Genomic DNA, 23,484 nt, shown 5'->3' with positions numbered 1-23,484 from the left:
GATCACGCCTGGACGACGCCGACCACCGGGGCGTAATCACATGGCGGCAACGCCCGGCTGGTGCTGTCGAGGATGCTCCCGAAGACGACGAACACGATTGTGCCCCTGCCTGTCTCGAGGGTGTTGGACAGCGTGACGATGTAATCGGCGGGCCGCTCCTGATACAGCGGCGCTCGCCCCGACTGCATGGTGGTGAGGTTCAGCCAGGCGACCTCGACGAGGTCGGCCTGCAGCGGCGACGACATTGCCGTGTTCATCCCGCTGAAGAAGACATTGACCTTCCCCGGCGGAATGACAGGGACAGGCAGGTTCTCGTCGACGGCGGGGCCGGCTATCGCGCTGGCGATACCGACCGAATCGTTCTGCTCTCCGAAGCCGGCCGGGAGGCAGTCGGCGGCGGTGGTGTCGTACAGGAATGGCTGGGCTGTGCCCTCGACGAGATGAACCGATCGGGGGAAGTAGTTGTAGCGCGGTGTGCCCGCGGCGATGCGCCCGATGGTGGTCGTGATCGACTCCACGGTGCGGGTGCTGATCGGCATGGCGGCCGACTGGAGGGCGGCTCGCACTGCCGCCACGTCGCCGAGCGGCGGGGGTGCAGCGTGCGCCTCACCGGCTGCCGTGGAGACGAGCACACCGACACACGCCGCAAGTCCAGCAATTCGTCCACTCATGAATGGATGCTAGCGGCCACAGGGACTTGCCGAATCAGCTTCGTGAACGTCCGGCAAGTGCCAGGCTTGAGGTCATGGACAGCATCAACTCGATGGGTGATCGGTAATGGCCCGCCCGGTGCGCGTCGTCGTGCTCGGCGCCGGCTCGTGGGGAACGACGGTGGCAGGTCTCGCCGCCCACAACACACCGACCCTGCTGTGGGCGCGGAACTCGGATACTGCCGACGAGATCAACAACGAGCACCGCAACTCCCGCTATCTCGGCGACCGCCCACTCCCCGACTCCATACGCTCCACATCCGACCTGGTGGAAGCGGCCCAGGAAGCCGACGTTCTCGTGGTCGGGGTTCCGTCGCACGCCGTCCGCAGCACCCTCGCTCAGATCGCCAACGAGGTGCGGGCGTGGGTGCCGGTGCTGTCGCTGGCGAAGGGGCTGGAGCCGGGAACGCGACTGCGACCCACCGAGGTGATCGCCGAGTGCCTGCCCGGTCACCCGGTCGGGCTTCTCGCGGGCCCGAATATTGCGCGGGAGATCGTCGACGGACTCGCCGCGGCGTCGGTCGTCGCCACCCAGGATGTTCGGGTGGCCACCGCGTTGCAGCCGTTGTTCGCGTCCGCCGTGTTCCGCGTGTACCGGAACACCGACGTGCTGGGCTGCGAACTCGGCGGTGTGCTGAAGAACATCGTGGCCATCGCCTCGGGGATGGCCGACGGACTGGACGTCGGCGACAACACGCGCGCGATGGTCCTGGCACGAGGGTTGGCCGAGATGACCCGGCTGGGTGAGGCGATGGGCGCGAATCCGCGGACATTCGCGGGACTCACCGGGGTGGGAGACCTGATCGCCACGTGCATGGCCCCGAGCTCGCGCAACCGGCGGGTGGGCGAGTTCATCGCCCGCGGCATGACGGTCGACGAGGCGGTCGCCAAGTTGGGGCAGGTGGCCGAGGGTGTGAAGACCGCCCCCACCGTGATGGAGCTGGCCCGCGACTACAACGTGGACATGCCCATCGCCGCCGAGGTCGAGGCGGTGGTCGCGGGTCGGCAGACGCCGGAGGGCGCCTACCGTGGCCTGCGGAAAGTCGCTGCCGGCGGCGAGCATGAGGTGGCGTGACCGCACAACTGCAACCGGCAGTAGCACTATCTAGACGTTTCTAAGCAATCTCCTAGAAAACTGGGGCAGACTCCTGAATGGAGGCACCCCAGCAAGCAGCGTCGTGCGGGGACGTATGCGTGAGAGAAGTCAGCGATGAGTTCACCGACCTCGGTTGGTCCCGGAGACTCGTCGGCGCGCGCGTTCCCTTTGTCACCCGCGCAAACGGGGATGTGGCTCGCGCAGCACGTCGAGCCCACGGTTCCGGTGTCGGTCGCCCAGTACGTCGACATCCACGGCGATCTCGACCGGGGCGTCCTGACGTCCGCATGTGTCCGGGCGGCCGCCGAGTTCGAGTCGTTCTTCCTGCAGATCTCCGAGGTCGACGGGCAACCGCTGCAATGGGTGGAACCGAGCCTGGACGCTCCCGTCGGCTACCTCGATTTCCGGGATACGCCGGACCCCGAGGGATCGGCGCACACGTGGATGCGCACCGAAACCGCCGATCCGATCGACATCCAACGTGACCGCCTGACCGTCTCGTTCCTTCTCCACGTCGGGCACCACCACTACTTCTGGTATTCGCGCGCCCACCACATCGCGATGGACGGTTTCGGGTCCGTCACGATGCTTTACCGGATCGCCGCGCTGTACACCGCCGCGGTGCACGGACTGCCGCCACCCGCGAGCAGGCCCGTCGGTCTGCGGCGCATCCAGGAACTCGAGACCGACTATCGCACCTCCGCCCGCCGGGAGTCCGACCGGGACTACTGGACCGAGACGATGCGCGGTGTCACGCACGCGAGCACCCTCGCGCGCGGATCCGCCCCGGCGACCGCCGGTTCCCGGGACGTCAGCGGAACGTTGAGCACCGAGGCCGTCGATCAGCTCGAGAAATGCGCGGCAGCGCACGGCGTCAATCCCGCGACGCTCACCGTCTGCGCGGTCGCGAGCTATCTGGCGCGAATGACCGGAGAGGACGACGTCACGCTCAGCCTGCCCGTGTCGGCCCGCACGACGGCGGCGCTGCGCCGGTCCGGCGGCATGGTGTCCAATGTGGTGCCGCTGCGCTTCACGTCCGCGGGGACGGCGACTATCGGCGATCTGGTGTCCCGCACGCGACTCGTGATGTCGGGCGCCCTGCGACATCAGCGGTACCGGCACGAGGACATCCGCGCGGACCTCGGGAACACGGTGTCCGGGCCGCGACTGTTCGGCCCCGCCGTCAACATCATGCTGTTCCCCGCGGAGTTCGAACTCGGTTCGCTGCGGAGCCAATTGCATGTGCTGTCCTCGGGTCCGATCGAAGACCTCCTGGTGAACCTGTATCGGTACGGTCCCCGCGGACGTGTGCACCTCGATTTCAAGGCGAACCCGCGACTGTATTCGCAGGACGAGCTCGCGGGACACCACACGAGATTCCTCCGGTACTTCCGGTACTTTCTCGACGCCGATGCCGCCCACCCGATCGGTCAACTCCCGGTCCTCACCGAGAACGAAACCGCGGCGCTGGTCCCCTTCCCCGGACCTCCCGACAGCGTCCCGGTCACGCTCGCCGACGTGTTCCGCGCCTCCGCCGCACAGCATCCGGACGCGACCGCCGTCGTCAGCGCCGGCCGCACGATCAGCTACCGCGAACTCGACGGCCGATCGGATCGGATCGCTGCGGCGCTGGCGCGGAGTGGCGTCGAGTCCGGCGACATCGTCGCGGTGGCTCTGCCTCGGTCGTCCGACTACGTCTGCGCGGTCTGGGCCGTCGCGAAGACGGGGGCCGCCTTCCTGCCGGTGGATCCGAACTACCCCGTCCCCCGCGTTCAGCACATGCTCGACGACTCCCACGCGGCAGTCGGGTTGACGTCCGCGGAGTACGCAACCACACTGCCGGACAAACCCGAGTGGCTACTGCTCGACGAGACAGTCGGCCCGAGCGTCCACGATTTCCCTACGCCGGCAATACGACTCGACGACGCCGCCTACCTCATCTACACCTCCGGATCGACGGGAGTTCCCAAGGGAGTCGTGGTCACCCACCGCGGAATCGCCAATCTGGTCTCCGCACAGCGAACCCGGCTCGATCTCGACAGCGCGGCGAGGGTTCTGCATGTCGCCTCGCCGAGCTTCGACGCCTCCGTCTTCGAGATGCTGATGGCCTTCGGCTCCGGCGCTGCTCTCGTCATCGCCCCACCCGCAGTGTTCGGCGGTGCCCCTCTGTCGCAGCTGATAGCCACCGAACGTGTCACACACGCGGTGATCACCCCGTCGGTCCTGGCGTCGATGGAACCCGGAGGAGGTCTGCGCACCCTCGTCGTCGCCGGTGAGAAGTGTCCACCGGAACTGTTGTCCCGGTGGGCCTCCCGATGCCGAATGATCGACGCGTACGGTCCGGCGGAGACCACCGTCATGGCGACGGTCAGCGAGCCCCTCACCGAGCTGGGACCCGTCACCGTCGGCCGGCCGATCCACGGAACGAGGGCCGTCGTCCTCGACCACCGGCTCCGTCCGGTCCCCGTCGGAGTGGTCGGCGAGCTGTATGTGGCGGGGACCGCCCTGGCCCGCGGCTATCACCGCAATGCCCGGCAGACGTCGGAACGGTTCGTCGCCGATCCGTACGGGCCGCCGGGCACCCGCATGTACCGCAGCGGCGACACCGTCCGCTGGACCCGCGACCACGAACTCGAGTACCTCGGACGCAGCGACGAACAGGTGAACCTCCGGGGTCTGCGCGTCGAACCCGGCGAGATCGACGCCACACTCCGCCGGCATCCGGCGGTTCGATTCGCCGTCAGCGTGATTCGCGCGCAGTCGGCCGGCGATCAGCTCGTGTCGTATGTGGTGGGCGCCGACACCGTGACCGAGCAGGAGTTGTTGTCGTTCCTCGCCGCCGAACTGCCCCCGCATCTCGTGCCGGCCGCCGTCGTCGTGCTCCCCCACATTCCGTTGACCCCATCGGGCAAGTTCGACCACGCTGCTCTCCCCGAGCACAGCCTCCGGTCACGTTCCCGGACCGCGCCCGACACCGAGCGCGAACGGACGCTCCACGCCCTCTTCGCCGACATCCTCGGGACGTCCGAATTCGGTGTGGACGAGTCGTTCTTCGCGCTCGGCGGCGACAGCATCATGGCGATCCAATTGGCCTCCCGAGCGCGGCGTGCGGGATTCTCGTTCACTCCGCGTGACGTGTTCGAGCAGCGGACGATCTTCCGTCTCGGCCAAGTGGCCGGACACGGCGTCGACAGACCCACCCTCGCGGAACTTCCGGGCGGCGGGATCGGCGACATGCCGCTCACCCCGGCCGCCCGATTCCTCCTCGACCGAGCAGGCGTCATCGACCGATACGCCCAGGCCGTGGTGGTGGAACTGCCACGCGCTATCGATCCCGACACGCTGGACTGTGTGATCGGCGCCGTCGTCGATCGGCACGACGCACTGCGGGCGCGCCTCGTGCGCGGCTCGGACGGGACGGCGTTTCTCACCGTGAGCCCGGCAGGCACACCGCTGCCGGGGGGCACGATCCTACGGGTCCCGCTGTCCGCCCACGCCGACCCGGCGCAGCGGACGCGGGCGGAACACGAGTCCGCGATCCGCCGGTTGAATCCGGTTGCGGGCGTGATGATGCAGTGCGTCTGGCTCGACCCCGGACCGGAAGACACCACCCGCGCCGGGCGGCTCCTCCTCGTCGCCCATCACCTGGTGATCGACGGGGTCTCGTGGCGAATCCTGATCGGTGATCTCGCTGCAGTGTGGGCGCAGGTGGAGGCGGGGGTATCGCCCACTCTCGCACCGGTCGGCACCTCGCTGCGCCGGTGGTCGCACGGCCTGATCGAGGAGGCGCAGCGGCCGGGCCGCAGGTCCGAGCTGGCGTTCTGGCGTGAGATGACCGCGTACGAGGATTCGCCGCTCGGCACCCGCCCCCTCGACGCGCGGCGTGACGTGAATTCCACCGTGGAGCGGATCCACACGGAAGTGTCTGCGACCGTCACGCACTCGTTGCTCACCGGACTCCCCGCCGCCTTCCGCTGTGAGGTCAACGACGCACTGCTCACCGCCCTCACCCTCGCCCTCGCGCAGTGGCAGCGCCGGCGGGGACGACCGGCCACCGCGCCGGTGATCCGGCTCGAGGGCCACGGCCGCGAGGAGGCGGTGCTCCCCGGCGCCGACCTCTCCCGCACCGTCGGGTGGTTCACCAGCATCTATCCGATCCGCCTCGACCTCGGGGACGTCGACCTGGACGAGGCGTTCGCGGGCGGCCGCTCCGCGAGCACCGCGATCAAGTTGGTCAAGGAACAGTTGCGTGCGGTGCCCGACAAGGGCGTCGGCTACGGGCTGTTGCGGTATCCGGGGGGCGGCGTCGGCCAGATCGCCTTCAACTACCTGGGTCGTCTCGATACCGCAGCGACCGAACGTGATTGGCGCCCGGTGCGGGACGGCACGACCATGTTCTCGTCGGCCGAGCCGTCGATGCCGGTCACCGCGCTGATCGACATCACCGCGCTCACCACCCACAGCGTCCTCGACGCCACCTTCGCCTACCCGACGGGTGCGATCGGATCCGAGGACGTGCGGGCGCTGGCCGATCTGTGGGAGCAGGCGCTGACGGCGCTCGCCGCGGTGGCGCGTTCTCCGCACGCCGGTGGGCTCACCCCGTCCGATCTGCCGCTCGTCGCCGTGGACCGGAACGACATCGACGAGTGGGAGCGGGACCGTCCGGGTCTGCTCGACGTGTGGCCGCTGACGCCGTTGCAGTCGGGCCTGCTGTTCCACGCGGCGCTCGCGGGCACGGATGTCGATCCGTATGCGATGCAGGTGATCCTGACCCTGTCCGGGCGCCTCGATCAGGATCGGCTCCGGCGCGCGTGCGTCGCCGTCGTCGCGGGACACGCGAACCTGCGCACCGCGTTCGTGCGCGACAGTCGCGGTGTCCCGGTGCAACTCGTGCTCGACGACGTGCCGCTGCGGTGGCGGCACGTCGACCTCACGGACGATGGTGCCGAGGAGATCCTGCTCGACGACCGCACCACCCGCTTCGACATGTCTGCCCCACCGCTGATTCGGTTCACCCTGCTGATGCGAGTGCCGAACCGCGCCGAACTGGCGATCACCGCCCACCACATCGTGCTGGACGGCTGGTCCATGCCGTTGCTGGTGCGCGAACTCTTCACCGCCTACCAACGCGACGACGTCCGCACCGAGTCGCCGGATTCGAGCCCGTACCGCGACTTCCTGGAATGGCTGGCGGCGAGGGATGCCGCCGCGTCGGCGCGGGCGTGGGTCGCGGCACTCGACGGCATCACCGAGCCTGCCACCCTGGCCGAGCCCACCCCCAGCACATCCGAGGCGGTGCTGGAGCTGAGCGAGGACGACACCCGGAACCTGACCGCGCGAGCAACAGAACTCGGCGTCACAATGAGCACCGTCGTGCAGGCGGCCTGGGGAATTGTTCTCGGGCAGGCGACCGCCGGGGACGACGTCGTGATCGGCGCGACCGTGTCCGGCAGGCCCGCGGACCTCGCCGGTGTGGAGAGTGCGGTGGGGTTGTTCGTCAACACTGTGCCCGTGCGGATTCCGCTGGACCCCGACATCGACACCGCCGCACTGCTCACCCGCCTGCAGGCCGACCACGTCCGTCTCCTCGAACACCAGCACCTGGGTCTGGCGGACATCCAGCAGGCGGTCGGCGTGGCGCCGCTGTTCGACACGCTGGTCGCGTTCGAGTCGTACCCCGTGGACCGCACCGCGCTGCCGGAACCCGTGGACGGACTCTCGCTGGAAGGCATTCGCGCACACGACGCCTCGCACTACGCCGTGACGCTCGCGGTGACGGTGTCCCGGACCCTCCGGCTGACGGCGAAGTGCCGGTCGCGACGGTACGACGAGAAAGCCCTGCTCGCCCGGGCCGGCCGCGTCCTCGAGTGCATCGGCAGGGATCCGCACGTCGTCCTCGGCAGGCTCGACCTCCTCGGCGATCAGGAGTGCGAGCGGGTTCTGCGCACCTGGAACGCGACGGACGCACCGGTGCCCTCGCAGACCCTGGTGGACCTGTTCGACGCGCAGGTCGCGCGTTCCCCGGAAGCCGTTGCGGTGGTCTTCGGCCCGGATCGACTGACGTACGCGGAGTTCGACGCACGGGTGAATCGGCTCGCCCGGTATCTCGTCGCGAAGGGAATCGGACCGGAAACCGTCGTCGGTGTCGCGGCTCCCCGCTCGATTCAGCTTCTCGTCGCGCTGCACGCGGTGTTGAAGGCCGGCGGCGCCTACCTGCCGATGGACCCCGAGCACCCACTCGGGCGAACGGCACTCGTCATCGACTCGGCCGCACCCGCGCTGGTCCTCACGTCCGATTCCCGGAATCGCACGGTCCCGGACGGAGTCGCCGTCGTGGATCTCGATCTGCTCGACCTCACCGGGTACGCCCCCCGATCGATCACGGATTCCGAGCGACGCGCACCGCTGCATCCGGCGAACGCCGCGTACGTCATCTACACGTCCGGTTCCACCGGTCGACCCAAGGGCGTGACGGTGACCCACGAGATGATGGTGAACCAGTTCCGCTGGGCGCAGACGCTGACTCCGCTCGACGGTTCCGATGCAGTACTGCACAAGACCCCGCTCACCTTCGACATTTCCGCGTGGGAACTGCTGTGGCCCTTACACACCGGTGCACGGGTGGTGATCGCCGAACCCGACGGCCACCGCGATCCCCGCTACCTCGCTCGCATCATCGCGCAGGAGTCGATCACGACTCTCCATGTCGTTCCGTCGATGCTCGACGCCTTCCTGGACCAGTGCGGGCCGCGGGCGCTCCCGACGCTGCGCCGCGTGTACTCGGCGGGTGAACCTCTGTCCGCGGCGACGGCATCGCGATTCAGGGAACGCAGTACCGCCAGGCTGTACAACTGGTACGGCCCGTGCGAGGCGGCGGCGGCGACCTCGGAGTTGTTCGACGGCAACGAGTTCGGCACCGCGGTCGCCATCGGCCGTCCCGTTCACAACATACGTACGTATGTACTCGACAGCCGGCTCCGACCGGTGCCGGTCGGGACGAGGGGCGAGTTGTACCTTGCCGGTGCGTATGTGGCGCGCGGATATGCCGGGCGCCCCGATCTGACCGCCGAACGCTTCGTGGCCGACCCCTTCGGCGGAACGGGCGGCCGGATGTACCGCACCGGCGACGTGGTGCGGTGGAACGAGTCGGGCCGGCTCGAGTATTTCGGGCGCAGCGACTTCCAGATCAAACTCCGCGGCCAGCGCATCGAACCCGGCGAGATCGAGTCCGCACTCACGTCCGACCCGGCGGTGACACACGCGGCGGTCACGGTGCACCGCGACCCGGAAACGGGAGACCGGCTGATCGCCTATGTCGTGCCCGCGGACGGTGCGCCGCCGGACGAGCGCCGGATCGCCGACCGTCTCGCCGGTCTGCTCCCGGCCTACATGATTCCCTCCGCCGTCGTCCCGCTCCCGGCGCTGCCGCTGACGACCAGTGGAAAGCTGGATCGCGCCGCCCTACCGGAACCGGCGCCCGCGCAGACTGCATCCGATCCGCCCGCCACCCCCACCGAGGACGTGGTCGCGTTCGTGTTCGCGGAGGTCACCGGCAGTGGCGGGGTAGGAAGAAACGACAACTTCTTTGCGGCGGGCGGAAACTCGCTGACCGCGGCGCAGGCCGTCGCCCGCGTCGGAGCCGCGCTGGGAACATCCGTCGACATCCGTGAACTGTTCGACCACCCGACGGTCGCTGAACTGTCCGAGTATCTCGCGAAACGAACACACGCGATCGAGCGGCCGCCCCTCCTCCCCCACGCCCCGACCGCCCACGTGCCGCTGTCCCTCGCCCAGCAGCGAGTGTGGTTCCTGAACCGTCTCGACGGCCGCTCGGCCACCGACAGCATTCCCGTCGTGCTCCGCCTCACCGGCACGCTCGACGAATCGGCCTTGTGTGCGGCGGTGGGTGACGTGATCGAACGGCACGAACCCCTGCGCACCGTCTACCCCGAGCACGACGGAATCCCCTGCCAGCACGTTCTTCCCGCCTCCGCGGTGCCGCCGTGCACGGTGCGGGAGACGACGGACCCGGTCGGCCGGGTGCGCGACCTGCTGTCGGCGGGATTCGACCTCACTGCCGAACCCCCGGTTCGCACCGAACTTCTCGCGGTCAGCGCGGACGAGTGGGTACTGACCCTCGTCGTCCATCACATCAGTGCCGACGGGTTCTCGCTGGGACCGCTCGCCCGGGACGTGATGACGGCGTATCGCGCTCGGGCGCGGGGCGACCTTCCGGTTTGGACGCCCCTCCCCGTCAAATACGCCGACTACGCCCTCTGGCAGCATGACATGCAGGACGGACAACGGGGCCTCGCGTATTGGACGCAGACCCTGTCCCGGTTGCCCGAACTGCTCCCCCTGCCGTTCGACCGTGTCCGCCCGCCCGTCGCGACGCACCGCGGCGCGAGCGTCGAGTGCACTCTCGACGCCGAGATTCATCGGCGGATTCGTGCTCTCGCGCGCACGAACGACGCCACTCCGTTCATGGTGGTGCACGCGGCGCTGGCCGTCCTCGCGGCCAGGCTCGGCGACACCTCGGACATCGTCGTCGGCACGCCGATCGCGGGACGCGGGCCCCGCGCACTCGACGACCTCGTCGGGATGTTCGTCAACACACTGGTGCTACGGACAGACGTCGCGCTGAACGACACGTTCGCCGACATACTCACCCGCGTGCGCAATGTCGATCTCGCCGCGTACGCCCACGCGGACGTCTCGTTCGAGGAAGTTGTGGAGGCGGTCGCGCCCGCTCGATCCCGTAGTCGCAATCCACTGTTCCAGCTGGCGCTCGCCTATCACAACACGGTGCCGGTCGTGATCGATCTGCCGGAGGTTTCCGCCGAGATCGTCGAGATCGAGACGCACACCGCTAAATTCGACCTGCAGCTGACGGTCACCGAATCGGTCGACGACGCGGGCGACCCGGGACCGTTGTCGTGCGTCTTCACCTACGCCACCGATCTGTTCGACGACGCCACGGTCGCGGGATTCGCGGACCGATTCCAGCGCATTCTGCGGGCCGCGCTGGCCCACCCGGCCGTGGTGATCGGCGACGTCGACGTGCGGGACGTCGCGGAGCAGCAGGCGCGGCACGACGGACCGCCGTCGTTGCCGCAACGCACCCTGCCCGACCTGATGTCCGCCGCCGCCCGGCAGAATCCAGGAGGATCGGCGTTGACCGCGGACGGCCGGTCGATGACGTATCGCGAACTCGACGCCGAGTCGAATCGGCTCGCCCGCGCCCTGCTGCTGCGTGGGGTGGGACCCGGGGCACTCGTGGCGCTCGGGGTGCCGCGGTCCGCCCTGTCCGTCGTCTCCGTGTGGGCGGTCGCGAAGACGGGTGCCGCGTTCGTGCCCGTCGACCCGCACTACCCCGCCGCGCGGGTCCGGTATCTGATGGCCGACTCCGGCGCCGCCCTCGGGCTGACCACCGCCGCGGACCGCGAGGCCCTGCCGGACGATACGGACTGGCTGGTGCTCGACGACCCGGACTTCCGAACCGAATGTCGTGGTTACTCTTCGGCCCCGGTCACCGATGCCGACCGTGCTCGGCCGCTGGATGCGCGCCATCCGGCGTACGTGATCTACACGTCCGGTTCGACGGGAAACCCCAAGGGAGTGGTGGTGACCCACACCGGTCTCGCCGACTTCACTGCGGAACAGCGGGACCGGTATTCGGTGACGGCGTCGTCGCGCACGCTGCACGCTTCGTCTCCCAGCTTCGACGGCGCGGTGCTGGAGATGCTGCTCGCGCTCGGTGCGGGCGCCTGCCTGGTGCTCGCACCGCCGACGGTCCAGGGCGACGATCAACTCACCGACCTGCTGGCCCGCGAGCGGGTCAGCCACGTGTTCACCACGCCTACGGTGCTGGCGACCGTCGACCCGCGCGGCCTGCACGACCTGCGGGTCGTCGTGGTGGGCGGCGAACCCTGCCCGCCGGAACTCGTTGCGGTGTGCGCGGCGCAGCAACAGATCGCCGTGTACAACGGCTACGGTCCGACCGAGACGACGATCATGACGAGTATCAGTGATCCCATGGCGGCCGGCGAGCCGGTCACGATCGGCCGTCCGGTCCGCGGCGCCGCCGTGCTCCTGCTGGATTCGCGTCTGCACCCGGTGCCGACGGGAGTGGCCGGCGAACTCTACATCTGCGGGCCGGGCGTCGCCCGCGGCTACCATAGCAGACCGTCGTTGACCGCCGCACGCTTCGTCGCCTCCCCGTTCGGCACCTCCGGGGAGCGGATGTACCGGACGGGCGATGTGGGCCGGTGGCGTCGCGACGGGTCGATCGAGTATCTGTACCGTAACGACTCGCAGATCGAACTGCGTGGCGTCCGAATCGAACTCGGCGAGGTCGACGCGACCCTCCTCACCCATCCGGCCGTGCGATTCGCGGCGACCGATGTGCGTGAACTGCGGGACGGCGTCGACGCACTCGTGTCGTACGTGCTCCCGGCACGGAACGAGACAGTCGATCCCGATCAGCTGATCCGCTTCGCGGCGACGCGCCTGCCGATGCCGCTGGTGCCCGCGATGGTGGTCGTGGTGGACGCAGTGCCGCTCACCGTGAACGGGAAGCTGGACCGCTCGGCACTACCCGACCCCGTTCCTGCGGCCACCGAGTTCGAGGCGCCGCACACGCCCGCCGAACGGGTGGTGGCGACAGCGTTCGCCGAGGTGCTCGGACTCGACCTCGTGGGGCGCGACGAAAACTTCTTCGCCCTGGGCGGCAGTTCCCTCTCCGCCACGCGTGCCGCGTCCCGGATAGGTGCCGCGCTGGAGACGACGGTGCCGGTGCGCGCGCTGTTCGACACGCCGACCGTTTCCGCGCTCGCGGCGACCGTCGCCGAGCAGACCGACGGCGCGACGCACGTCGCCCTGACCGTGCGTCCGCGCCCCGCCCGCGTGCCGCTGTCGCCTGCGCAGCAACGACTGTGGTTCCTCGCCCGCCTCGCCCCCGGCTCCCCCGAATACACCATCCCGATGGCATTGCGGCTCACCGGGACGCTCGACGTCGATGCCCTCACCGCGGCCGTCGCGGACGTGGTGGGCCGTCACGAGCCGCTGCGCACCCTGTATCCCGACAACGACGGCGTCGCGTACCAGCAGTTGGTCCCGGTGTCGCGGGCCGCTCCCACGCTCCGACCGGTACCCGTGCCCCGCGGTGACGTCGGCGCGCGGGTCGCGACGTTCGCGTCGAAGGGTTTCGCGCTGGGCGCCGAACCGCCGATCCGTGCGCGGCTGTTCGCCCTCGCCCCCGACGAGTGGGTGCTCGCCGTCATGATCCATCACATCAGCGCGGACGGGTTCTCGGTGCCGCTACTCGTCCGCGATCTGATGACCGCCTACCAGGCGCGGGTCTCGGGCGCGGCGCCGCGGTGGGCCGAACTGCCCGTCCAGTACACGGACTACACCCTGTGGCAGCACGAACTGCTGGGCGACCGCGACGATCCACAGTCCGTTGCCGCGCAGCAACTGTCGTACTGGAAGGACACGTTGTCGGGTGCGCCGGAACAGCTGTCCCTCCCTGCCGACCGGCCGCATCCCGCCATCGCGTCGCACCGCGGCGGCACAGTCGAATTCGCGCTCGACGACGCTCTCTACCGTGCGGTCGAGCACACCGCCACGACCCTTGCCGTCACCCCGTTCATGGTCGTGCACGCGGCGTTCGCGGTGCTCCTCGCGAGGCTCAGCGGATCCACCGACATCGTGATCGGCACTCCCGTCGCGGGACGCGGGGATCAGGCCCTCGACGAACTGGTGGGCATGTTCGTCAACAACCTGGTCCTGCGCACCCAGGTGATTCCCGCGGAAAGCTTCGCGGAACTGCTCGGCCGCGTACGAGAAGGCGACCTGGACGCGTTCGCGCACTCCACCGTTCCGTTCGAAACCGTGGTCGAGGTGCTCGATCCCGCCCGGTCACGCGCACGCAATCCGCTGTTCCAGGTGGCCCTCGCGTTCCAGAACCTTGATCACGCCCAGCTCGCCCTGCCCGGACTCCGGGTGTCGGCGATGGCTCCCCCTACCCGGTCGGCCCGATTCGACCTGCAACTCACCGTGACCGCCGATCCGGACCCGTGGACGGAACGTCCCCGGCGCGCAGCCGTATTCACGTACGCCACCGATCTGTTCGACCACCACACCGTCGCGGACATCGGCGAACGCTTCATCCGGACGTTGAGCGAGGCCGTCGCACAACCGGGTACGGCCGTCGGCGACCTCGCCCTCCTCGATCCGGACCCGGACATCCCCACCGCGGCGCCGTCTTCCGGTGAGACACTCGTCGATCTGTTCGAGCGGCAGGTCGCCGCCGCACCCGACGCGATCGCCGTCGTCTCCGGAGACCGAACACTCACCTATCGTGAACTCGACGAACAGGTCAATCGCCTCGCCCGGCACCTGATCGGCGCCGGCGTCGGCCCGGAGGCCATGGTGGGCCTGGCGATTCGCCGCTCCGTCGATCTCCTGGTCGGAATGTATGCCGTCGCGAAGGCGGGGGCGGCGTACGTGCCGATCGACCCCGATCAGCCCGCGCAGCGCAACGCCCAGGTCATCCGGTCGTCGGCCGCACGCGCCGTCCTCACCACCGAGCGCGATCGGTTCGACCTCTCCGACGTCCTGCCCACGGAGACGCTGCTCTCCGTCATCGACCGGGTGGACCTCTCCGGTATCGATCCGTCGCCGTTCTCCGATCTGGACCGGATCGCGCCCCTGCGGGCGCAGAACCCCGCGTACGTGATCCACACGTCGGGGTCGACGGGCACCCCGAAGGGTGTCGTCGTGACCCATGCGGCCGTCGTGAGCTTCCTGAACTGGCGTCAGGACACCGACCCGCTCGGCGCGGACGACACGGTGATGCTCAAGTTGCAGTACACGTTCGACGCCTCGGTCCGCGAATTCTGGTGGCCGCTGATCGCCGGTGCGCGGCTGGTGATCGCTCGTCCGGACGGCCACCGCGACCCGCGGCATCTCGCCGGGCTGATCGGACGGCACCGGGTGACCGCGGGATACTTCCTTCCCTTGATGCTGGCCGAGATCCTGGCGATCCCCGACGCGGACCTCACGTCACTGCGACAGGTGTCCTGCGGCGGGGAGGTCCTGCCGCCCGGCACGGCACACAGTGTCCACGCGCGGTGCCCGGCCGCCGTGCTGTACAACGAGTACGGCCCGACCGAGACGGCGGTCGCCGTGACCCGTACCGTCGTCGAAACCGTGGACGCGACCGTCCCGATCGGCGTGCCGCAGAGGGGCGTCGGCGTGCTCGTGCTGGATTCGCGGCTGCATCCGGTGCCCGTCGGCGTTCCGGGTGAGCTCTACCTGGCGGGTGCCCAGTTGGCGCGCGGCTATCTCGGGCAGCCGGGGGTGACGGCCTCCCGATTCCCGGCGAATCCGTGGGGACCGCCCGGTCACCGGATGTACCGGACCGGCGACGTGGTGAGTCGCCGCAGCGACGGCACGATCGACTACCTCGGCCGGCGCGATCTCCAGGTGAAGATCCGCGGCCAGCGGGTCGAACTGGAGGAGATCGAGACGGCGCTGCGACACAATGCCGCCGTCGCGCAGTCCGCGGTGGCCGTGTACGAATCAGCCGGCACGGGGGCCCGCCTGGTCGGCTACGTGGTGCCGCGTCCGGGCATGGTGGTGGATACCCGTGCCGTGTCGGCGGAACTGGCGCAGCGGCTGCCCCGGTACATGGTGCCCAACCAGATCGTGGTGCTGGCGGCGCTGCCGTCGACACCGCACGGCAAGCTGGATCGGCGGGCGCTTCCGGATCCGGGTGTGCCACGGGCGCAGCGGTTCCGTCCCCCGACGACCCGCACCGAGAAACTGGTCACCGCGGTGTTCGCGGACGTTCTCGGCACAGGCCTGGTGGGCTTGGACGACAATTTCTTCGAACTGGGCGGCAACTCCCTGTCCGCGACCAGGGCGGCGTCACGGCTGCACGCCACGACTCGGGTCGAGGTCCGGCTCGACTGGTTCTTCGCCGACGCGACCGCGGAGAGCATCGCCGCGAGAATCTCGTCGAGTTTCGCCGCGGCCTCCGACACCTCCGCCGGGCTCGGGGTGCTGCTGCCGCTGCATCCGGACGGCAGTCGCGAGCCGCTGTTCTGCGTCCATCCGGCCATCGGGTTGGCCTGGTGCTATGCGGGACTGAGTGCGCATCTCGGCCCCGACCGTCCCGTCTGGGGTGTGCAGTCCCCCGCCGTGACCGTGCCCGTCGAACGGTTTTCGTCTATCGCCCAGCGGGCCCATCGATATGTGGAAGAGATTCGCCGTGTGCAGCCGCGGGGGCCGTACCACCTGCTCGGGTACTCGGTCGGGGGCGTGATCGCGCACGCGATGGCCGTCGAGTTGCGCTCGGTCGGCGAGGAGGTGCGTGTGCTCGCGATGATCGACAGCTACGCGTCGGCGGAGCGGGACACCCCGGCACCGACACTGCCGGAACTGCTCACGGAATTCGGCGGCGCGGCGTCGGAGCAGCTCGGGCCGGAGCAGCTGACCCGGTTGTACGAGGACTACGTCGACGTCGTCGACGCTGCCGCCGACTTCGTTCCGCGACACTTCGATGGGAGCCTGGTGTTCTTCGGCGCTGCCGGGGACGGATCCCAACCTGTTGCAGCGAGCGGGACGTGGCGACCGTGGATCGGTGGGGACGTGATCGCCCACACCGTCGACCGCCCTCACGCGCGGATGACCGACCCGGAAGCGCTGGCCGTCATCGGGCCGATCCTGGCCGGATACCTCGCGGGCGCCTCAGCCGCCGACGGGACGGAGAATCCACCATCCACCCAGGGCGAGGCAGCTCAGCGTCACGAGTAGGGACAAGGCCACCCAGACGATGCCGGGAACGCGGGTGAGCCGCGCCAGCTGATCCGCATCCGACTCCGGGGCTGCGCCGCGGGCGCGTTGCCGCTGCAGTTCGAGGACCGGGCGCGGCGCGGCGACGAGCATGAACAGGGTGATCAGATATGCCGCGGCCACCTGCTGGTCCTGCGTCCCGAACCACACGAGTCCGAACAGCAGCGCCCCCACCACCGTGAGGGAGAACAAGCCGTACAGGTTCCGGACGAGGATCAGCATGGCCGCGAGAGCCACGACACCGATCCACAGCACCGCGACCGCGTGCTGGGTGCCCAGCACCCAGGCCGCGCCGAGCCCCAGAACGGCGGGACCCACGTAACCGGCGAACGTCATGAGGACCACGCCGAGCCCGGTCGGTTTACCGGACGAGATGGCGACACCCGACGTGTCCGAGTGCAGCCGCACCCCCTTCAGCGTTCGGCCGAACAGCAGGGCGACCACCAGATGCGCGCCCTCGTGCACGATGGTCACCACGTTGCGGGTGAGCCGCCAGGCGTGCGGTTCGAGGACGAGTATCACCGCCACCACCGCCGTGACCTGAACGATCCAGGGAGCCGGCGCGGGGCTGACGGCGCTCATGCGCTCCCACAGCGATTGAATTCCAGTCATCGGCGCCGAGTGTACGGCGACCGGCTGATCACTCCCTGCGTGCCAGCTGTGGAATCAATCCGCCCGCGAGCACGTCGTCGACCTGACGTGGGGACAGCCGGTGACGCACCGGGATCTCCACGTCACGGGTCGAGTCGAACAGGGTCAGGTGGGGGCCGGAACGAATGGCCTCCCGGACCCCGTCGAGGATCAGCACGTCGTCCTGCCGGATCGTGTCGTAATCGTCCGGGTTCTCGAATTCGAGCGCGAGTACACCGAAGTTGGCGAGGTTCTGCCAGTGGATGCGGGCGAACGAGGTGGCGATCACCGCGTGCAACCCCAGGTAGCGCGGGGTGATCGCGGCGTGCTCACGCGAGGAACCCTGCCCGTAGTTGTCACCGCCGACGATGAAATGCCCGGTGGTCTTTGCCGTCTCCTCCGCGCGCGCCGGATAGGTCTCGTCCACCTGGGTGAACGTGAACCGGGACAGCTTGGGAATGTTGGAACGGAACGGCAGGGCCCGCGCCCCGGCCGGAGAGATCTCGTCGGTGGAGATGTTGTCACCGACCTTGAGAAGTACCGGGGCCTCGATGCGGTCGGGCAGGGGCGGAAACTCGGGCAGGGACGAGATGTTGGGCCCCTTCACGAGTTCGACGTGCCGAGCTTCCTCCTCGGGCAGCGGGGCCACCAGCATGGCCGTGTTGACGGTGGCCTCGTCCGGAAGCGTGATCTCCGGGTAGGGCATCCCCACTTTCTCCGCCCAGTCCCGCGGGTCGGTGATCACCCCGGTGAGTGCCGACGCGGCCGCCGTCTCGGGTGAACACAGCCACACGGAATCCTCGCGGGTGCCCGAGCGTCCCGGAAAATTGCGGGGCATCGTCCGGAGAGAATTCCGGCCGGTCGCCGGCGCCTGGCCCATCCCGATACAGCCCATGCAGCCGGATTGATGAATTCGCGCGCCCGCCACGACGAGTTCGAGCGTGGCGCCCATCTTGGTCAGGTCGGAGAGGATCTCCCGCGAACTCGGATTGACGTCGAAGCTCACGCTCGGGTCGGTCTGCCTCCCTGACACCATGGCCGCAACGATCGCGAAGTCGCGCAGCCCGGGATTGGCGGACGACCCGATCACCACCTGGCTGACGTCCTCACCGGCGACCTCCCGGACGGGCACCACGTTTCCCGGCGAAGACGGTTTCGCGATCAGCGGCTCGATCGCCGACAGGTCGAGGCGTTCGTGCACGTCGTACTCCGCGCCTGCATCGGCGAGCAGTTCCACGAAGTCGTCTTCCCTGCCCTCGGCGCGCAGGAAATCGCGGACGGCGTCGTCGGCGGGAAAGATGGACGTCGTTGCGCCCAGTTCGGCGCCCATGTTCGCGATCACGTGACGATCCATCGCCGTCAACGTCGCGAGCCCCTCACCGTGGTATTCGATGATTCTGTTGAGCCCGCCCTTGACCCCGTGGCGGCGGAGCATTTCGAGGATGACGTCCTTCGCCGAAGTCCAGTCGGGGAGCCTGCCGGTCAACTCCACACCCCAAATCTGAGGCATCCGCAGGTGCAGGGGCTGACCCGCGATCGCCATGGCGACCTCGAGCCCACCGACTCCGATCGCGAGCATGCCCAGCGAGCCCGCCGCCGGTGTGTGCGAGTCGGAACCGACCATGGTCTTGCCGGGAACACCGAATCGCTGCATGTGGGTGGGATGGGAGACCCCGTTGCCCGGCTTCGAGAACCACAACCCGTACCGCAGGGCGGCGGTGCGGAGGAACTCGTGGTCCTCCGCGTTCTTCTCGTCGGTCTGCAGCAGATTGTGGTCGACGTACTGTGCGCTCAACTCGGTCTTGATGCGATCGAGGTGGAGCGCCTCGAGTTCCTGCATGACCAGGGTTCCGGTGGCGTCCTGGGTGAGGGTCTGGTCGATCCGGATCGAGATCTCCTCGCCCGGTTCCATCCGGCCGTCGAGGAGGTGTGCACCGATGACCTTGCGGGCGACAGTGTCCGACATCGCTGATCCCTTCGTCGTACCTCCAGGATGCGCCGGAGCCACGGCGAGGGCCAGCGCCCGGAACAGGTCCGGCACTCGACAGGACAATCTTCGACTATCTAGGCAAATTCGTAGAGAGAGCTAGATTCCGCTAGTCGTTCTGCGCGCGGAGATACTTGCCGAAGTGCGGCACGGTGAATCCGATCGATCCGCGCTCGGCCGAATAGATGAGGCCCTTCTTGATCAGCCCGTCCCGCGCCGGTGACAGCGACGCAGGTTTGCGGCCGAGCTCGGAGGCGATCGCCGACGTGGCGACCGGTCCGTCGTCCCCGGAGAGGTCAGCCATCGCCCGCATGTACTCCCGCTCGGCAGGCGTCGCGCGCTCGTACCGCGATCCGAAGAACCCGACCGCGAGTTCCTCCTCCGCGGTCGGCGCGGCCACCCGCACGTCCTCCTCGGTGATCGGGCTGGCCGCGGCCACGTCCCACGTCGCCTTGCCGTAGGCCTGGACGAAATAGGGGTAGCCGTCCGCGGCGGCATACAACGCGTCGAGCGCCTCGTCCGTGAACTTGACGTCCTCCCGCTCGGCGGGCGCGATCAATGCCCGATCGGCCGACACCCGGTCCAGCCGGTCGATGCGGTGGTAGCTGAACAGCCGCTCCGAATAGCTCTTGGACGCCGAGAGCACCGCGGGCAGGTGCGGAAGTCCGGCTCCGACCACGATCAGCGGCGCCGCGTCCTGGCTGAGCTCGTGGCACGCCCCGCACACCGCCGAGACGTCCGCGGCGCCGAGGTCCTGCATCTCGTCGATGAACAGTGCGATCCCGACCCCGACGTCGCGGGCCAGGGACGACGCGTCGAGCAGCAGTTCCACCAGGTCGATCTCGATGTCCCCGGAATCGGCGCGCCCCTTCACGGCGGGGGCGTCGATGCCCGGCTGCCACCGCTCCCGCATACCCTTGTCGGCCGTCGCGCGCAGGGCGAACGACTTCAGGACGCCGAGGAACTCCTCCACCCGGTCGGGGTCGCGATGCGAGCCCGCGATCTCCCGAACCGCCATGTGCAACGCCGACGACAGCGGCCTCCGCAGATCCTGATCCGGGCGAGCCTCGATCTTCCCCGTGCCCCACCGCCGCGAGATGGCGGCCGACCGCAGGTGGTTCAGCAGAACCGTCTTCCCGACCCCGCGCAGACCCGTGAGCATCACACTGCGTTCCGGGCGGCCGCGCGCGATCCGCTCCAGCACCACATCGAACGCGTCGAGCTGCCTGGTTCGGCCCGCGAGCTCCGGCGGGCGTTGCCCCGCGCCGGGCGCATAGGGGTTACGGACAGGGTCCATGGCCACGAAGGTAACAACCTCTGTTGCCGAATCTGCGCTCATCTAGCGCGTGTCCTAGATCCCGCTATGAAGTCGTAGCGGGGGTGGTGACTTCAGCACCCTTCGGTGCCTATCGACGATCGCGTGTTCCCCCGAGGCTGGATGCAGCACCAGGAACAGGGAGAACACCATGATCGAATTGGACGCCAGAGCCGAGTTGGAACGACTCGCGCCGTACGCCGCGACGGGCGACGAAGACGCTGTCGAAGAGGTTCTCCGCATCGCGCACCCCCTCGTGCACCGCTACTGCACGAGCCGGCTCGAGTCGGTGGATCACCCGCACGCCACCGCCGACGACGTCACCCAGGATGTGTGCCTCGCGTTGATGAGCTCCCTGCGGACGTACGAGAACCAGGGGAAGTCGTTGCTGTCGTTCATCTTCGGCATCGCCGCGCACAAGGTGTCCGACGCGCGGCGTCGCGCCACCCGGTTGTCCGCACCAACCACCGCGCGAGGCGCTGCCGCACATCACGTGGTGGACGTCGAGGACGGCCCCGAGCATCATGTCCTGCGCCGCGAATTGCGCGGCGAGATGGGTCAGCTCGTCGAGACCCTTCCGGTCCGGCATCAGCAGATCCTCTTCATGCGCGTCATCGTGGGAATGTCGGCCGAGCAGACGGCACGGGTCCTGGACACCACACCGGGCGCCGTCCGCGTCGCCCAGCACCGGGCACTGAGCCACCTGCGGGCGCGGATCGGGCACGGGCCCGCCCGCTGAGAGTTCTCGCTCCGTCGTTGCCAACTGCGGGGCCGAGTGGTCCGATGGATTCATGAGCGCACCCGACACAGTCCTGGTCGCGATCGGAACGAAGAAGGGCCTGTGGCTGGCCACCAGCCGCGACCGCGCCACCTGGTCGCTGTCGGGCCCACATTTCCTCATGAACGAGATTCCCAGTATCGGGATCGACACGCGGGGTGGGCGCACCCGCATCCTGGTCGGGGTCCGGTCCGAGCACTGGGGTCCCACCGTCGCGCACTCCGACGATCTGGGTGCCACCTGGACCGAACCGGACCACGGCGCCATCCGCTTCGGCGACGGTGACGGCGCCGCGCTCGAGCGGGTGTGGCAGCTCCGGCCCGACACGGACGGCCGTCCGGGCGTCGTGTGGGCGGGGTGCGAACCCATCTCGGTGTGGCGGTCGGTCGACGGCGGCGAGCATTTCGACCTCGAACGCGGACTGTGGGACCATCCGCACCGCCCCGAGTGGGGAGCCGGATACGGCGGCGCCGCAGCACATTCCGTCGTACCTCATCCCCACGACGACAACACGGTGCACGTCGCGATGAGCACCGGAGGGGTCTACCGCACCACGGACGGGGGCGCGTCCTGGGAGCCGCGCAACACCGGGATCACGGCCTACTTCCTGCCGGACCCGAACCCGGAGTTCGGCCAGTGCGTCCACAAGATCGCCCGCGACGCCGTCGCCCCCGACCGGCTGTACGCCCAGAACCATCACGGCGTCTACCGCTCCGACGACAGCGGCGACACGTGGAAATCGATCGCGGACGGACTGCCGACGGACTTCGGGTTCGTGATGCTCACCCATCCCCGCCGCGAGGGAACCATCTGGGTCGTTCCGATCGAGGCGGACGGCAAACGGATCCCACCCGACGGCCGGCTGGCCGTCTACCGGAGCGAGGACGCCGGGAACAGCTGGACCCGCCTCGACAGCGGTCTGCCGGAACGCGACTACAACGTGGTGCTCCGCGACGCCGCGGCGGTGGACGCCGCCGACCCGGTCGGGGTGTATTTCGGCACGCGCGGCGGCGAGGTCTACGGGAGCGCCGACGAGGGCGCCTCGTTCGGCACGGTCGCGGCGCACCTGCCCGACGTCCTGTGCGTGCGGGCCGCGGTGATCGCATCGTGAGCGAGGGCGTCACCGTGCGGGTTCCGCGGGCGCTGGCGTCGATCGTCGGTGGTGAACGGTCCGTGCACGTGCCCCTCGACACCGCCTCGACGGTGTCCCACGTGCTCGACGTCCTCGCGGGAGACTTCCCGATTCTCGGCCGCCGGATTCGCGACGAGACCGGCGCCCTGCGGCGGTACGTCAACGTCTACGTGGACGGCGAGGACGTCCGGCTCCTCGGCGGTGTCGGCACCGAGGTGACGCCCGGGCAGGAACTGCAGATCCTGCAGTCCGTGGCCGGCGGGTGAGCAGGACTATTCGGCCAGCTCCATCGCCACTGCCCGGGTGGGCGCCCCGTCACCGGCCTCCAGGGCGATCGGCAGGAGGCTGACGAGCGGGTCCGGGAAGTCGATCCGGTCGAGCCCGCACAGATTCTCGCCGATCACTCCGCCGGCGTCCGCGATCAGATGGTGCACCGGGTATCCCGCGTCGGCGTGCTCCCCGGCCGGTGTCTCGTCGATGCTGGGGGCGTCGAGGCAGAACGTCCGCACCCCCCGTTCGAGCAGAAGAGCACACGCCGCGGGGTCCAGGAACGGATGCGTGTAATAGGCATCCGTTCCGTAATGCCGAGACCACCCGGTATGGAAAACGGCGATGTCGCCCGGCCCGACGGCGTCCGCCCGGGACATGATCAGTTCGCGGGTAATCCGCTGTCGCGCAACGAGCTCGCGCAGGTCGAACACGACGCCGCGGCCCACGAACAGCTCCGGTGCCAGCTCGTCGACGGTCGCGGCCCCCGCCTTCAGATGCGCCGGGGCGTCGACATGTGTCCCGGACTGCGAACCGATTCTGACGTCCAGCACGTTGTAGCCGTCGCGCTCGAGGGTGCAGTGCCGGATCAGCGTCGGCACCGGGTCGCCGGGATACACCTGCATCCCCGGCCCGATGGTGTGTGACAGATCCACGATTTTCCGCACGTGTGGCATCGCTCGATTGTCCGGCCTCGGGGTCACGCGTAC

The 23,484-nt window shown here is 69.1% G+C and carries 10 protein-coding genes; 5 read left to right on the top strand and 5 right to left on the bottom strand.

The window, feature by feature from the left end:
• Positions 1 to 2 precede the first annotated feature (2 nt).
• The gene (locus tag DTA22_RS35400) at positions 3 to 671 is read right to left on the bottom strand and encodes an Rv1157c family protein (RefSeq protein WP_112302498.1); all 669 of its coding nucleotides are present in this window, start codon (positions 669 to 671) and stop codon (positions 3 to 5) included.
• A gap of 106 nt (positions 672 to 777) precedes the next feature.
• On the opposite strand from DTA22_RS35400, the gene DTA22_RS35395 reads away from it, so the two are divergent.
• Both DTA22_RS35395 and DTA22_RS35390 read left to right on the top strand, forming a co-directional pair.
• Positions 778 to 1,785: an NAD(P)H-dependent glycerol-3-phosphate dehydrogenase gene (locus DTA22_RS35395; RefSeq protein ID WP_037225735.1), complete on the top strand. Its 1,008-nt coding sequence runs from the start codon at positions 778 to 780 to the stop codon at positions 1,783 to 1,785.
• A gap of 135 nt (positions 1,786 to 1,920) precedes the next feature.
• Positions 1,921 to 16,626 carry a non-ribosomal peptide synthetase gene (locus DTA22_RS35390; protein ID WP_112302497.1) on the top strand — a complete coding sequence of 4,902 codons (14,706 nt, stop codon included), beginning with the start codon at positions 1,921 to 1,923 and terminating at the stop codon, positions 16,624 to 16,626.
• Here DTA22_RS35390 and DTA22_RS35385 read toward each other — a convergent pair.
• The 3 genes from DTA22_RS35385 to DTA22_RS35375 all read right to left on the bottom strand — a co-directional run bounded on the left by DTA22_RS35385 (position 16,561) and on the right by DTA22_RS35375 (position 20,579).
• Positions 16,561 to 17,277 carry a M50 family metallopeptidase gene (locus DTA22_RS35385; protein WP_112302496.1) on the bottom strand — a complete coding sequence of 239 codons (717 nt, stop codon included), beginning with the start codon at positions 17,275 to 17,277 and terminating at the stop codon, positions 16,561 to 16,563. The genes DTA22_RS35390 and DTA22_RS35385 overlap by 66 nt on opposite strands.
• A 28-nt stretch (positions 17,278 to 17,305) precedes the next feature.
• Complete coding sequence (locus tag DTA22_RS35380; protein WP_112302561.1) at positions 17,306 to 19,261, bottom strand: aconitate hydratase; 1,956 nt, start codon at positions 19,259 to 19,261, stop codon at positions 17,306 to 17,308.
• 130 nt (positions 19,262 to 19,391) lie between these two features.
• Complete coding sequence (locus DTA22_RS35375; protein ID WP_029539211.1) at positions 19,392 to 20,579, bottom strand: AAA family ATPase; 1,188 nt, start codon at positions 20,577 to 20,579, stop codon at positions 19,392 to 19,394.
• A 169-nt stretch (positions 20,580 to 20,748) separates the two neighbouring features.
• On the opposite strand from DTA22_RS35375, the gene shbA reads away from it, so the two are divergent.
• Genes shbA through DTA22_RS35360 form a run of 3 tightly spaced genes read left to right on the top strand, consistent with a single transcriptional unit; the run spans position 20,749 to position 22,773 of the window.
• The gene (gene shbA, locus DTA22_RS35370; protein ID WP_009475065.1) at positions 20,749 to 21,336 is read left to right on the top strand and encodes an RNA polymerase sigma factor ShbA; all 588 of its coding nucleotides are present in this window, start codon (positions 20,749 to 20,751) and stop codon (positions 21,334 to 21,336) included.
• 52 nt (positions 21,337 to 21,388) lie between these two features.
• Positions 21,389 to 22,486, top strand: coding sequence for a WD40/YVTN/BNR-like repeat-containing protein (locus DTA22_RS35365; RefSeq protein ID WP_037225746.1), 1,098 nt, complete (start codon positions 21,389 to 21,391; stop codon positions 22,484 to 22,486).
• Complete coding sequence (locus DTA22_RS35360; RefSeq protein ID WP_112302560.1) at positions 22,483 to 22,773, top strand: MoaD/ThiS family protein; 291 nt, start codon at positions 22,483 to 22,485, stop codon at positions 22,771 to 22,773. The genes DTA22_RS35365 and DTA22_RS35360 overlap by 4 nt, the downstream gene beginning before the upstream one ends.
• Before the next feature lie 6 nt (positions 22,774 to 22,779).
• On the opposite strand, the gene DTA22_RS35355 is transcribed toward DTA22_RS35360, so the two are convergent.
• Positions 22,780 to 23,451 carry a cyclase family protein gene (locus DTA22_RS35355; RefSeq protein WP_037225756.1) on the bottom strand — a complete coding sequence of 224 codons (672 nt, stop codon included), beginning with the start codon at positions 23,449 to 23,451 and terminating at the stop codon, positions 22,780 to 22,782.
• Positions 23,452 to 23,484: the final 33 nt, after the last annotated feature.

Source organism: Rhodococcus wratislaviensis, assembly GCF_900455735.1.
GTDB lineage: Bacteria > Actinomycetota > Actinomycetes > Mycobacteriales > Mycobacteriaceae > Rhodococcus_F > Rhodococcus_F wratislaviensis.
Note: the sequence above shows the minus strand (reverse complement) of the source record. Positions and strands in the feature narration are given on the sequence as shown.